The organism is Marinomonas sp. MED121, assembly GCF_000153025.1.
Taxonomy (GTDB): Bacteria; Pseudomonadota; Gammaproteobacteria; order Pseudomonadales; family Marinomonadaceae; genus Marinomonas.
This window is the reverse complement of sequence record NZ_CH672434.1, coordinates 119,003-130,899: the sequence shown is the minus strand read 5'-3', so window position 1 is coordinate 130,899 and position 11,897 is coordinate 119,003. Positions and strand designations below refer to the sequence as shown.

At 37.7% G+C, this 11,897-nt stretch carries 18 protein-coding genes; 2 read left to right on the top strand and 16 right to left on the bottom strand.

The window, feature by feature from the left end; translation table 11 throughout:
- Positions 1 to 83: 83 nt before the first annotated feature.
- Positions 84 to 557 carry an inner membrane protein YiaA gene (yiaA, locus tag MED121_RS21660; protein WP_036181508.1) on the bottom strand — a complete coding sequence of 158 codons (474 nt, stop codon included), beginning with the start codon at positions 555 to 557 and terminating at the stop codon, positions 84 to 86.
- 142 nt (positions 558 to 699) lie between these two features.
- A complete protein-coding gene (locus tag MED121_RS21655; protein WP_242603242.1) occupies positions 700 to 1,095 on the bottom strand; it encodes a VOC family protein in 396 nt (131 codons plus the stop codon).
- A gap of 227 nt (positions 1,096 to 1,322) precedes the next feature.
- Here MED121_RS21655 and MED121_RS21650 point away from each other — a divergent pair, with 227 nt between their 5' ends.
- Together MED121_RS21650 and ykgO are read left to right on the top strand one after the other, a co-directional pair.
- Positions 1,323 to 1,577: a type B 50S ribosomal protein L31 gene (locus MED121_RS21650; protein WP_009835816.1), complete on the top strand. Its 255-nt coding sequence runs from the start codon at positions 1,323 to 1,325 to the stop codon at positions 1,575 to 1,577.
- The gene (gene ykgO, locus MED121_RS24160; protein WP_009835815.1) at positions 1,574 to 1,717 is read left to right on the top strand and encodes a type B 50S ribosomal protein L36; all 144 of its coding nucleotides are present in this window, start codon (positions 1,574 to 1,576) and stop codon (positions 1,715 to 1,717) included. Before MED121_RS21650 ends, ykgO begins: the two co-directional genes overlap by 4 nt.
- A gap of 109 nt (positions 1,718 to 1,826) precedes the next feature.
- On the opposite strand, the gene MED121_RS21645 is transcribed toward ykgO, so the two are convergent.
- The 14 genes from MED121_RS21645 to MED121_RS23945 all read right to left on the bottom strand — a co-directional run.
- Positions 1,827 to 2,300 (bottom strand): GNAT family N-acetyltransferase, encoded by a 474-nt coding sequence (locus tag MED121_RS21645; protein WP_009835814.1) that lies wholly within the window; start codon positions 2,298 to 2,300, stop codon positions 1,827 to 1,829.
- 109 nt (positions 2,301 to 2,409) lie between these two features.
- Complete coding sequence (locus MED121_RS21640) at positions 2,410 to 2,871, bottom strand: hypothetical protein (protein WP_009835813.1); 462 nt, start codon at positions 2,869 to 2,871, stop codon at positions 2,410 to 2,412.
- 43 nt (positions 2,872 to 2,914) lie between these two features.
- Entirely contained in the window at positions 2,915 to 3,286 is a 372-nt protein-coding gene (locus tag MED121_RS21635; RefSeq protein ID WP_009835812.1) for a VOC family protein, read from the bottom strand.
- A 53-nt stretch (positions 3,287 to 3,339) separates the two neighbouring features.
- Complete coding sequence (locus tag MED121_RS21630) at positions 3,340 to 3,558, bottom strand: hypothetical protein (RefSeq protein WP_009835811.1); 219 nt, start codon at positions 3,556 to 3,558, stop codon at positions 3,340 to 3,342.
- 175 nt (positions 3,559 to 3,733) lie between these two features.
- A complete protein-coding gene (locus MED121_RS21625; RefSeq protein ID WP_009835810.1) occupies positions 3,734 to 5,572 on the bottom strand; it encodes a protein adenylyltransferase SelO family protein in 1,839 nt (612 codons plus the stop codon).
- 178 nt (positions 5,573 to 5,750) lie between these two features.
- The gene (locus MED121_RS21620) at positions 5,751 to 6,167 is read right to left on the bottom strand and encodes a GNAT family N-acetyltransferase (RefSeq protein WP_009835809.1); all 417 of its coding nucleotides are present in this window, start codon (positions 6,165 to 6,167) and stop codon (positions 5,751 to 5,753) included.
- 113 nt (positions 6,168 to 6,280) lie between these two features.
- The gene (locus tag MED121_RS21615) at positions 6,281 to 6,709 is read right to left on the bottom strand and encodes a GNAT family N-acetyltransferase (RefSeq protein WP_036181503.1); all 429 of its coding nucleotides are present in this window, start codon (positions 6,707 to 6,709) and stop codon (positions 6,281 to 6,283) included.
- A 137-nt stretch (positions 6,710 to 6,846) separates the two neighbouring features.
- Positions 6,847 to 7,350: a hypothetical protein gene (locus tag MED121_RS21610; RefSeq protein WP_036181501.1), complete on the bottom strand. Its 504-nt coding sequence runs from the start codon at positions 7,348 to 7,350 to the stop codon at positions 6,847 to 6,849.
- A gap of 532 nt (positions 7,351 to 7,882) precedes the next feature.
- Positions 7,883 to 8,149: a GNAT family N-acetyltransferase gene (locus MED121_RS21605; protein WP_009835806.1), complete on the bottom strand. Its 267-nt coding sequence runs from the start codon at positions 8,147 to 8,149 to the stop codon at positions 7,883 to 7,885.
- Between the two features lie 376 nt (positions 8,150 to 8,525).
- Positions 8,526 to 8,876, bottom strand: coding sequence for a hypothetical protein (locus tag MED121_RS21600; RefSeq protein WP_009835805.1), 351 nt, complete (start codon positions 8,874 to 8,876; stop codon positions 8,526 to 8,528).
- A gap of 170 nt (positions 8,877 to 9,046) precedes the next feature.
- On the bottom strand, positions 9,047 to 9,430 hold the full coding sequence (locus tag MED121_RS21595) for a hypothetical protein (RefSeq protein WP_009835804.1): 384 nt from the start codon (positions 9,428 to 9,430) through the stop codon (positions 9,047 to 9,049).
- Between the two features lie 165 nt (positions 9,431 to 9,595).
- The gene (locus MED121_RS21590; RefSeq protein WP_009835803.1) at positions 9,596 to 9,940 is read right to left on the bottom strand and encodes a hypothetical protein; all 345 of its coding nucleotides are present in this window, start codon (positions 9,938 to 9,940) and stop codon (positions 9,596 to 9,598) included.
- Positions 9,941 to 10,288: 348 nt separating this feature from the next.
- On the bottom strand, positions 10,289 to 10,957 hold the full coding sequence (locus tag MED121_RS21585; protein ID WP_207382855.1) for a hypothetical protein: 669 nt from the start codon (positions 10,955 to 10,957) through the stop codon (positions 10,289 to 10,291).
- A 363-nt stretch (positions 10,958 to 11,320) separates the two neighbouring features.
- Positions 11,321 to 11,897: class I SAM-dependent methyltransferase (locus MED121_RS23945; RefSeq protein WP_009835800.1), on the bottom strand; the 577-nt coding region annotated here is incomplete at its 5' end.

The following is an 11,897-nucleotide window of genomic DNA, read 5'->3' as shown; positions in this document are numbered from 1 at the left end:
TTTACACCAAAGCCTCTTAAAGGAGGCTATATAGTATTTAATTAAAGGACGGAGATTGTATCTATTCTGTGTTGCCTTCTTACCTAGTCAGCAAGAACTTCATTTGCTTCTATAGGCGTATTGGTGACTTGATTAATACCAGAAGAGATTTCAACTTTATTACCTAAATCTCGTACATTTTTTTGAACAGTCACAATAGAGAATAAGCTGAGGATAAAAGCCATTACATAAAAACCTTTTTCACTTAGCGCCATTTCAGCATTAAAAAGACCGATACCTAATAAAGCAATTGAGCTAAAGAAAGCAGCCCAGCACATGCCAACAAAAACTTTAGTCGCTGGAAGCCCTTCTTGTTTATCTCTCACTGTCTTTTGCAAGGTAACAGACGAGAACAAAGCTAAAATAAAAATGGCAAAGTAATAACCTTTTTCATTCAACATTATGTCTGCATTCCATAAACCAAGAAGGTAGCCACACACTCCTATTGCAAGAGCCGCCCAAGTGGCTGAAAGATAAGCTGGAGTTGGTCGAGATACTTGATTTGAGATTGTTTGCATTTCCACATGATCCTTATGTAAATAGTATTCTTTCCACTCATCTTGAGTGCAAGAACTCGGGGAACACATATTAAAAGATTTTAAGTAGAACATCTCCTGAACATGGCTCACTTCGAGCGTAATCCATTACCAGTCTTTATTACTATTTATTTAAATAGCACACCGCCTGTAGTTTATTGCCATCAGGGTCTCGAACATAAGCCGCATAATAGTCAGGGCCGTACGCCTCTCTTATGCCTGGGGCACCCTCATCACAACCACCGTTGGCTAAAGCGGCATGATAAAAAGCATCAACAGCGTCTTTTGAGGCAGCTTGAAATGCCACATGAGTTCCATTACCCCAAGTAGCCGGTTGACCATCATAAGGCTTGTACAAATATAAGTGTGGCATTGCCCCATTAACGCTATAAAGAGGCGGTTTACCCGCTGGTTTAGGAACACGACTGAAACCTAAGGGGCTTAGAGCTGCATCATAAAATACAATGGCTCTGTCATAATCATTCGTACCCAATGTAATGTGACTGATGATTGACTCCAAAATACTCTCCTTTACCTTTTTTCTTGCTAGCATAGCACTGGTTTTACGTCTGCTTCATATGATGACGAATTATCATAATCAATTATCCGATCAAGCCTTGAGCAATTCATTTCTTATTAACCTATTAGTATGCAATTCAGCAAAAACCTAAATAGAAACAATTATCATTTGCACCTTTGAGACAAAAATGGGAACATGATGTTATAACATAACATTGAGAGATAAAGATGAAGCCGAATATCCATCCTAAATATCAAAAAGTCGTTTTTCATGACACAGTTGCAGATACCTATTTTGTCATTGGCTCAACCATAAAAACTGAACGAACCATTGAATATCAAGGCAGCACATACCCTTATGTCACGATAGATGTTTCCAGCGTTTCTCACCCTTTTTATACCGGTGAACAACGCACTTCACAAAAAGATGGTCGAATCTCTAGGTTCAAAAGCCGCTTTGGTAATATCAGAGGTAGATCATGAAAGTATTAAGCTCTTTAAAGAGTGCAAAGAAACGCCATCCAGACTGCCAAGTCGTTAAACGTCGTGGCCGTACATTTGTAATATGTAAATCAAATCCTAGATTTAAGGCAGTACAAGGGACAAGTAAGAAAAAGCGCTAATCACATTGGTAATTAACACCGAGAATAAGTGCCTCAATGTTAGGGCACTTATTCTGCATTTTTGACATAGAGACAAGCTTAATTAACCGCAAGAATAACACTGATAATGTTATTGGTTGAGTTTCCCCACCATAATATACTGAGGCCCTGCTTCACCGCCTAAATATTGTTCCCCTGTATCTTCAAAGCCCCCTTTTAGATAGCACATCTTTGCACCAGGGTTCTTACAATTTACAGTGAGATATATGAGGTCAAAACCTGAATAGCGTTGTTTTAAATAAGTAAATAATGCTTTTACAGCGCCAGTACCTATCCCCTTCCCTTGCTGGTTCACATCGATAACAAAAGCTCTTAGACCCAATGCATTTTGTTGGCAAAAGGTGTAACTATCAGAATAAGCTGTATCTATTTTAAAAAAGCCAACAAGCACACCATCATGTTTAATGACATGTAAATGAATGAAGTCACTGCCATCTTCAAGAAACTCTTCTGCCGTACCGGCAAATTTTACTTGCTCATCCGCCAAGCTCACCTGTCTGACATCTTCAAGGTGCGATTCATTTAGCCTTTCTATTGTTATCATTCTGTTTCCTTACTATTTAAATGGGTATAGCGACTTATTTTTAAAGGTAATTATTTCAAATCTCTATTGGTCGATTGGGCTTAATCACTCTCTATGATGCCCTTCTCTATTAAGCCCTTCTTAAATATAACTTAGCGGTAATAAATGCTGCGACCATGGTTTCAACTAACGCCAGTGGTAACACAACAAGTAGATAACTCCAGCTTGAAAGATTCATATTTGCTAAACCAACCCAAAAGAGTAAAAAGAAAAAACACCAAGACATAAAACCACTGATTAAAATGGACCTGGTATTATTTCCAAAGGCGTTAGCGCACAGCCAAAAGAGAAAGACGTATAAAGCGGTGAGCAAGGTATCCCATACCCCCCAAATAGCAAATATTGCCCAGTTCATGTCCGCCACATTAGGCACAAGAGATAAATAATCATGCATCTCCGGCCTTACCAGTACAAAGTATCTAAAGACTTCCGAGGCATTCACCCAGACACTCACGATTATTGTGATAAGGATAAAATCTTTGATATTAAAATGTTTTTCAATTTGGCGTTTTTGCATTAGACGTTTTTTCATTAAAGAGAAAGCCTATTCATATACCTATTGTTTGCATAAGATCCTACTCGACCTCATCTTCATGACACACCATTTCAATATTGTGTCCATCAGGACCAATCACAAAAGCCGCATAATACTGACCGCTATAGTTAGGCCGTAGACCAGGCGCGCCATTATCTTGAGCACCCGCTTCTAATGCTAAACGATGAAACTCATCAACTTGATTTCGGTTCACAGCGACAAACGCCAAGTGTAAGTGCGAAGGTACCTCTTCTGCTAGGCGAATACATAATGAAGACTTACCATCTGTACTGATTTCAATACCCAGCGGCCCTTCAGAAATATACTCTAACCCAATAGGCTCTAATACCTTGAGAAAGAAGCCTTTACTTGCTTCATAATTACTCGCACTGATGACAAGATGGTCAAACATATAGCCTCTTAAAAGCCCTTAGATTTTTGACAGGTATTCATTTGTTTTGGCTATCAATCATCGTCTTGCATGGCAATGACATGCTGACCAGAATCAAGACCTGCTAACCTTTGTGCAATACTCATCTCTTCTTCACTGGATAAAGAAACTGATTCATCAAGGGGACAAAAAAAATGCTTATCTGTTGAGGCATCAAATTTTATCTTGCCAAGAATGTCTCCACTGGCATTAATACAATCAAGCTCTTGCTGGATTGGCCAAAAAAGCACCATGTAAAACCTCTTTTAAAACGTGTCTTAAAGTACAAATAATCCCAGATAATATTCGACTCTAAGATACAATACAATTTATCAAGATTGACGTTATTATTAGTTATAACTATTTATATATGTTTGTTCTAACTCGTTTTTACAAATAATCTACAATAGATTATTAACAAAATCGCAATTAAGACGAACAACTTAGATGAGATACACCGCCCATCGCAAAAAACTCACGAGGTTTCAATCGATAGTATTTATCCTCTATTTCTTGCGATTGCTCTGCATAAGGTTGCGTCATGACTTCCTGTAACTCTTGAATCAGAGTGTAATCCCCTTTTGCAGCTTGCTGATAAGCAGGCACAACTAGCCACTCTCTCAAAATGTATTTAGGGTTAACCAACTTCATTTGCACAGAGATGGCTTCAAGAGAATCCGATTGCCCAGTATTAGCCTCAAGAGTGTTATTAAGCAGCGCTTTCCATTTAGCTAGCCATGCGCTCCAACGCTGATCCATCTCTATGCTTTCTTTATCTTGCGTAGCGCCAGTGTAAAAGCTCTTCTTAAGTGGGCCAATATCCTCTGGGATAGATGAAAGCTCGCGGAAGAAAAGAGTGTAATCAACCGGCGTTTGCATCATAAGAATCTGCACCTCGTTAAGCACGTCTCTAAACTCTTTTTTAAGCTCTTCTTTAAACTCATCATTAGCTTCTTCTTTGAGCTCTATCGAAAGAGACCCAAGACCCAGTTTAGTCGCCCACATTCTTTCCATCTGGCTTTGTATTGCTTTTGGAAAGCTAGCCTCAATCTCATTAAGGGATTGCAAAAATTCAGGATGTGATTCAAGCAAGGGGCTTAATGCCGAGCAAAAAGAGCCAAAGTTTTTTTGAGCTGCATTAGTTTGATTCATAAATGAAAAGTGCTGGCCGCCCCCAGTCCAAGGTTGGTAATAAGGATGAAACACATCACAAAAACCAAAAGGACCATAATCAAGGGTAAATCCACCCGCAGCGCAATTATCGCTGTTAAAATTACCCTGACAAAAGCCAACACGAATCCAATTTGCGATCAAAGACATTAGACGTGAACGAAACTCACGGGCAAGTATGACTACTTTTTCAGGGGTTGAGACTTGCTCGTCAATAACATCCGCGTACTCACGGTCAATCAAATGTAATACAATTTTTTCAAGCTCTTCAAACGCTTGGGAATGCTCGTTGGCACGAACACGGCGAGCGAAGAGCTCTAATTGACCCACACGTAAAAATGAAGGTGCAACGCGAGTTGAAATCGCAACCGCTTCAGAGACAAGTCTATCTGGGTCTTCTGAGCGAGAACCTTCTGAATACCAAGGCCTATCAACCGTTTCTGATTTAGAGACATAAAAGCTTAAAGAGCGTGATGTCGGCACACCCAAAGCATGCATGTTTTCTTGCGCTAAAAACTCACGCACACTAGAACGTAAAACCGCTCGCCCATCTGCCCCACGACAATAGGGTGTCGGGCCACCACCCTTTAACTGCATTTCCCAACGCTTGCCATTAATCACGCCTTCAAGTACAGATACTGCTCTGCCATCACCATAGCCATTACCAGTACGAAACGGGCACTGCTGAGTGTATTCAGTGCCATAAATAGAAAGCGCATAGCCAGTCGCCCAACCGAACTTTTTCATCGGTTCAGGCACCTGAGACATATCGCCAGAAAACATAGCAATAAAGCCTGGGTCATGGGCTAAATTATCGGCAAAACCAAGTTCTGAGAAAAACTGCTTACTGTGCCCTATGTATTCTGGGTCTTGAATGGGTGTCGGTTTTACCGGCACATAATGCCCTGAAAAGACTTGGCGCGGATAATGATCATCCCCTGTTTCAGTTGCTTCTGGGTCACAATTAAGTGAATCCATCAGGGAATAATCTGCTAACTTGGCAAGGTCCCCAAGGGTTGAAATAGGTGTAGAGGAAGCAAGTTTTGAATCAGCTGCTGTGTTAGCTGAAGAGTGTGTTTGAGGCTGTCGGTTTGTCATAGTGTTGATACCAAGGCTTTTATACTAGGGAACCTAACGTTTAAGATAATAAAGTTTTATAGCAAGTATATTACCTTGTTATTGGTATCAATTTTTAGTTTTGTGCGTTTATTTTCTTTCTGTCAGCCATCCCCTATTAAGATGGAATAAGCAGCGAAAAAGTGTTCAGAAATATTTCTTATAAATGTTTTTGGTAGAATATCTTATCGATGCCCGCTTTGGGGTAATCTGTAAATCGACCAACTTCTTGATATCCAGCCGATTCATAAAACTCAGGCGCTTGAAACGTATAGGTGTCTAAAAACATATTAATCGCACCTCGCTTTATCGCTTCTTGCTCCATCAACTTAAGCACATGTGTGCCATAGCCTAAACCACGTAGAGATTCAGGTAACCAAAAATAATTTAGATGAAAAGCAGTAAAAATAAGCTTACCAACTGCACCTCCTAATACACCTCCATCCTCATTTCGATAAAAGTAACCTAACGAGGTTTCATCAAGATCAGGAAAATAAGGTTCGTTGAATGCTGATAAGCCGTTATAAATATCAGAAATCTCCTTATCAGAAGGCGATAGGATCAAATCTATCTTCATTTATTCTCACACTAATACAGGATATGCTTTTAGAAAAATGGATACTTATTGCTCACATAAGGCGTCAGTATCATTCATAGTCATTATGCGGGTCACACCGCTTGAACAAAGAGTCAGGCCGACTCATACACTTTAGGCTGATGTAACTCCATAAAGGTATCTGGCGATGCTAATGCTTTAAAACCAAATTGTTCATACAAACCATGGGCATCACGTGTGGCTAAGGCCATACGGCGTAAGCCTTGTAGTTGAGGATGCGCTAAAATCTGCTGCATTAAGCGCTTACTCAAGCCCTTACCTCGATGCTCATCTAAAATAAACACGTCCGCCAAATAGGCAAAAGTAGCGGAATCCGTCACCATTCTAGCAAAGCCGATTTGATCCCCAGACTCAGTAAACACACCAAAACACAGTGAATTTTGCACTGCCTTTTTCATCGTTTCTAAAGGAATGTTTTTAGCCCAATAGGAGTTTGCAATATATGTATGAATAACGGATAAGTCCATATCTGTATATTCGCTGCTGATTCTATAACCTTCCACAACCTGCTTCCTTCATTCAAATTGAGATTCTAATAATAGCGCTACTCTACATTCATTATTAAATGGTTCAAACTGGGCATGAAAGAAATAAAAAACTCGTTATTCTGTAATATTATTAATGAGGGATTAATTAACAATCACACACAACCTTCAATGTATTTTATTGCTGAATCAGTCCCTAATCTAAAAGATGTAACGACGTCATCTAAGGTTTCAAAAATGATCCCATTTCCATTAGATAAACTCACCTCAATATATTCACCTCTTTCAAAGTCATAAGGATGAGCACTAATCTTTGGATTTTTATAAGCGGACAATATGTCTTTTTTAGATGACCCGACGGTAACACCTCTTTGTGTAAGCACTAAATTTGATCGAACCTCAATTCTGACAACAACCTCAAATAAAATCATAAATTGAGGAAGGTCAGCATTTTGCGTCGGGTATAGGTAATAACAGTCAATGTCTTCAGTTTCAAATTCTAGTTGGTATCCGATTTTATTAGACTCATAGTCCTTAAGCGTATGAATAGCCTCAGCAACCGGCATTCCAATATTTACCCCGCCAAAAGAATCATCAGATAAAGACACAGCATGAGAAATATTACTGATTAAAAACATTGTTATTAGAAACTTACGCATAGTTTTCCTTGTAAATTTTACCTATTAGCACTCTTCACTATGGAGCCCTTCTTAATGATGGCCTCTTTACCAATCCGCGGTGATGTAACATTGGGGTAAACCTAGCTGATAGACACAAGCTAAGGCGTTTATCCTGACAGAACCTTGCTTGAGCAATGCGATGATTCTATCCATATTCGCTCTCTCATTGCAGCTATTTCTTTGTAGCTATCTCATCTAAAGACAAACTGTTTAGTAAGACTCTGCTTACAGGTTAGTAATGACAAAAAAGATTTAATAATAAAGGCCAACCACTTATTAAGTTTATTTTATAAGTGGTTTGCAGAGTAGAAAACAAGGATATATTGATCAATAAAATCAGGTTTATTCTCGAAAGACTCTATAGTTTCATTTGCAATAAACCTTGTTATAAGTTGCCTTGCTCTAAAAAGTGTTACTGAATCAGTTAATCCAGTAACACTGTGTATTAGGAACATACTAGTTCACTCATACACCTCAGGCTGATGTAACTCCATAAAGGTATCTGGCGATGCTAATGCTTTAAAACCAAATGTTCATACAAACCATGGGCATCACGCGTTGCTAAAGCCATACGACGTAAGCCTTGTAGCTGAGGATGCGCTAAAATCTGTTTTATTAAGCGCTTACCCAAGCCCTTACCTCGATGCTCATCTAAAATACATACGTCCGCCAAATAGGCAAAAGTAGCAGAATCCGTCACCATCCTAGCAAAGCCGATTTGATCCCCTGACTCAGTAAACACACCAAAACACAGGGAGTTTTGTACTGCCTTTTTCATCGTTTCAAAAGGGATATTTTAGCCCAATAGGAGTTTGCAATATATTCATGAATAACGGATAAGTCCATTTCAGTATATTCGCTGCTGATTCTATAACCTTTCATGAATCGATTCCTTTGATAAGCCAGCCATTTTTGTAAGATTTTAACTTTCTAAACATGTCCAGATTACGAGTAGCAGGCTTATATCCTATATAATTAAAGTGATATAAATAGCGTTATTCAATCAGATAGCATATGAATCTGCAATTATAAATAGCCTTCAATCTAAACTAAAGCGGCTCAGCTAACAATAATAAAAGGTGTAATAGCCTTACTTTTAATTTGAAAGATATAACATCATCACTATAAACTTTTATCTCAAGGTGTTTATTATCTTAATGAATTTTTATCCCACCAATTCTGGGGTAATATTGATTACCAAGCTTTATACAACTCCATTCATATAAGGATACGTCTTTATATGTAGTATATGCGGTTAATAAAGCACTATAAATTTCTTCTGCTCCATCTATATTCGAACGTAATATCCATGTTTTTCCACCACAGTTACTAGACGTAATATTGGTAACTACAATAGTAGGCTTTCCACCTTCATCAGTTTCCCTGAAAATTTCAGATTGAATAGAGGATATTTTACCTTCTCCAAGCCATTCCCCTGCTACACTGGATAGAGGTAAAGTTAAAATCATAACTAAAGCAATCTGTTTAGTACTTATAAACTTCATAAAAATCCTATCTCAATTTGGAGAGCGAAATAGCTTCCTCCTTATAATTAATAAACTGCATGTAAAAAAACACTATAAAAGAAATCGAAGCTAGTATTAGATTACATAAGATCCATCACTTTCATTTTTTAGAGTGTTATGATTGAAAAATATCTGCTAAAAAATTAAGACTAACTGCAAAATGCTGTATCACAGAGGTATACATGAGTTATTTTTGGATATGTTTTAGATCCTACGGAATGACTGTCTGTAATTTGTAAGGATAGCTTTGTTTTTGCCGCATTTGCGCTAAGAATTCCAGAATAAAGTAATTTACTGCTGTCTGCAGTCGTATCTAGAACATACCAGCTTTGATGCGGGCAATTTTCTAAAGATTTCATATTTTGCAATTTAACTCTAACGAAGTTTTCACCAATAGATACTCCTTTAACGATTGAAACTTCAGAATAACTCGCCGAAAATGCTGCCCCTGAAACTAAGAATGCTAGTATCCCTAAATATTTCAATTTCACCCTCACTCGTTTAATAAATTGATAATCAGATAAATCTTTCATAAATAGTTTATGATTAAAAATTCGTTCTCTTTAAAATCCATAATCAAAATCAATTACTTCTCAATAAAAATCTCATATTCCAAAAACCAGACCATTCATAAAATATTTACTAGTTTTGAATGTTCAGGTTTTAATATTAAATAGTGACATAGTTCATAATTAAATCTATTGTGATTCAAGCTCAATTCTAGTTAATGTCTCTATTCCATGATAAGTAAGACAATCACCACTACCTATGATGCGTACTTTTTTACCAGACATATATGCACTTAATAAAAATGACGTCATCACTCCTTTTTGTATCTCTTCAGATTGTGGCATTACAAATTGCCAGGTCAGATTATCTGAACATGTAGGATGATTAACTTCATTGCCAAGCACTCTTACAAATACCATATTTCCATGACTAGTTGAGACCATCATTTTATCAATAATACCTTGCTGAGTTTCACCAGCACTCAAAACTGAGCTCACTAAAAAAAATAAAACACCGATAAAGCCACTTCTCATACATACTACCTTTTTACAATTTTTATTACATAACAGATTTATCAAGAAAGAGATTGAATAGTGCATCTCGCATTCAAATCAAGATATTACTCTATTTCGCACTCTCGACTAAATTATTTTACCTAAAGACAAACTGTTTAGTAAGACCCTGCTTACAGGTTAGTAATGACAAAAAGATTTACTAATAAAGGCCAAATCACTTATTAAGTTTATTTTATAAGTGGTTTGAAGAATAACTTTATAAAAGGAACTAGGGCACCAAACAATGCCCTATTTAAAGGTAAGTTATGTCTTTAAGCTGTATCAAAGCGGTGAAAACTTTCACACATATGAGCAACAAGACGCATATTAATTTAAAGCAGAGACAGCATCACCACCATCCAACCAAGGCGTGCCTTCTAACTTAGGGTACCCTTCAATAAATGAAACTTGAGCGCCAGTATCATTTTTTATTTGACGAACAATGTCTAGAAAAGTTTTTTCTGTCCACTCTTCCGGTGTGCCAACCATAGCACTAGAAGCCATACGACTTAACTCCATAAAACCACCCTCTTTTTTGGTAAAAGTGGCATACAAATCTAAATGGTAACCCTCTTGATATGGAAAGAGGCAGGCTGTAAGTTTTAATTCAGATTGACCAGAAATAGATCGAGTTGCATTAGCAGTCCAAGACGCTTTATCACAGGTCGCAATTTTGAAGCCGAGCTGTCCACCGCCACCTGACATAAGCGCGCCAAGTTTAGAGCCCTCAAAAGGATTTACCAAAGCAAACCGATCTGCTTTAACTGGCAGCTCAGATGATGTTGGTATCGGCCTAGCTTCGGTTGCATCATGAACATTACGGCCAAGGCCATTACTAGCTGATTCAGCAATAGTATATCTGTCTGCCTGCGTTTTAATGTCAAAAATACGGTAATATTCTATCGTTTTAGTTTTTTCAACCAATGCATTATTCATGGTTCCACAACCTGTTAATGCTAATACAGCAAACGATAAAACCAAGGGTTTCTTCATCATTACTTCTCTCCTTGAGGTATTAATATTTCTTTGAAGAATATTTTGGACGGCCATTCTAAAAGAAATTTAGCGCAACATCTCCTGAATAAGGCTCACTTCGTCAAAATATGAAAAGTATATAGAAGCACAGCAAAGGAAGCGTATTATTTAGACAAAATTTGAAGAGTTAAAAGAGGTTTCTCATTACAAAAAAAGTAAGCTAACTCACTCATGAGTGAGCTCAATACAAAGTGATGATAAGAAGAACAAAATAAATGATTAAAAGGCCAAAGTGACTTCATTCTTCTCTTTAGTGTCCAAACATTAATGAAACTTTATTAATGAAACATCAGTAATGCAACAATACTTAATAACAAGCCAAACTCAGTCCTTTAGTTTTGATAAAACCACATACTCACCATGATGTAGCAGTTGATTAAGTGGCTGTTTTATAAATTCGTCAACCATCTTGTTCGTATCTGAAATAGAAATTAATTCAGCATTTACCGATGCAAGAAAAGAGCTCATGTCCTGGCTTCCAAGGGTAAAATTAAGTGGCTCCCCTACTGCTTTTAAATAAAACGAAAGCAGGCGTCGCATATTATTTTTATCTGATTGAGGTGGCTCCAGACTGGTAAAACAAAACAAGCACGCTTGCTGCGTTAATTTTGCCATAGACTCAAACAACACACGTATGTCATTTTCACTTAGATACATGAGAACCCCTTCGGCAATGAAGAGTGTATTGAGCTTAGGGTTAAAGCCTGAGTATTGGTTCAGCTCCGTTTGCAAATTCTGATGGCTAAAATCCACTTCCAGAAAATGAAAGTTATCTGAATCAACCGTATTTACTAATGCTGATTGCTTATATTGACTGGTGGTTGGGTGGTCTATCTCGATAAAGTTAATCTGTTTATATTTGCTGTGCAACTGCCACAATAAACAGTCAAAGCCAGCACCT

Bases quoted from the DNA above. Each gene is read 5' to 3' on its own strand.
- yiaA (WP_036181508.1), bottom strand. From the start codon at position 557: ATGCAAACAATCTCAAATCAAGTATCTCGACCAACTCCAGCTTATCTT.
- MED121_RS21650 (WP_009835816.1), top strand. From the start codon at position 1,323: ATGAAGCCGAATATCCATCCTAAATATCAAAAAGTCGTTTTTCATGAC.
- ykgO (WP_009835815.1), top strand. From the start codon at position 1,574: ATGAAAGTATTAAGCTCTTTAAAGAGTGCAAAGAAACGCCATCCAGAC.
- MED121_RS21645 (WP_009835814.1), bottom strand. From the start codon at position 2,300: ATGATAACAATAGAAAGGCTAAATGAATCGCACCTTGAAGATGTCAGA.
- MED121_RS21640 (WP_009835813.1), bottom strand. From the start codon at position 2,871: ATGAAAAAACGTCTAATGCAAAAACGCCAAATTGAAAAACATTTTAAT.
- MED121_RS21635 (WP_009835812.1), bottom strand. From the start codon at position 3,286: ATGTTTGACCATCTTGTCATCAGTGCGAGTAATTATGAAGCAAGTAAA.
- MED121_RS21630 (WP_009835811.1), bottom strand. From the start codon at position 3,558: ATGGTGCTTTTTTGGCCAATCCAGCAAGAGCTTGATTGTATTAATGCC.
- MED121_RS21625 (WP_009835810.1), bottom strand. From the start codon at position 5,572: ATGACAAACCGACAGCCTCAAACACACTCTTCAGCTAACACAGCAGCT.
- MED121_RS21620 (WP_009835809.1), bottom strand. From the start codon at position 6,167: ATGAAGATAGATTTGATCCTATCGCCTTCTGATAAGGAGATTTCTGAT.
- MED121_RS21610 (WP_036181501.1), bottom strand. From the start codon at position 7,350: ATGCGTAAGTTTCTAATAACAATGTTTTTAATCAGTAATATTTCTCAT.
- MED121_RS21605 (WP_009835806.1), bottom strand. From the start codon at position 8,149: ATGAAAAAGGCAGTACAAAACTCCCTGTGTTTTGGTGTGTTTACTGAG.
- MED121_RS21600 (WP_009835805.1), bottom strand. From the start codon at position 8,876: ATGAAGTTTATAAGTACTAAACAGATTGCTTTAGTTATGATTTTAACT.
- MED121_RS21595 (WP_009835804.1), bottom strand. From the start codon at position 9,430: ATGAAAGATTTATCTGATTATCAATTTATTAAACGAGTGAGGGTGAAA.
- MED121_RS21590 (WP_009835803.1), bottom strand. From the start codon at position 9,940: ATGAGAAGTGGCTTTATCGGTGTTTTATTTTTTTTAGTGAGCTCAGTT.
- MED121_RS21585 (WP_207382855.1), bottom strand. From the start codon at position 10,957: ATGATGAAGAAACCCTTGGTTTTATCGTTTGCTGTATTAGCATTAACA.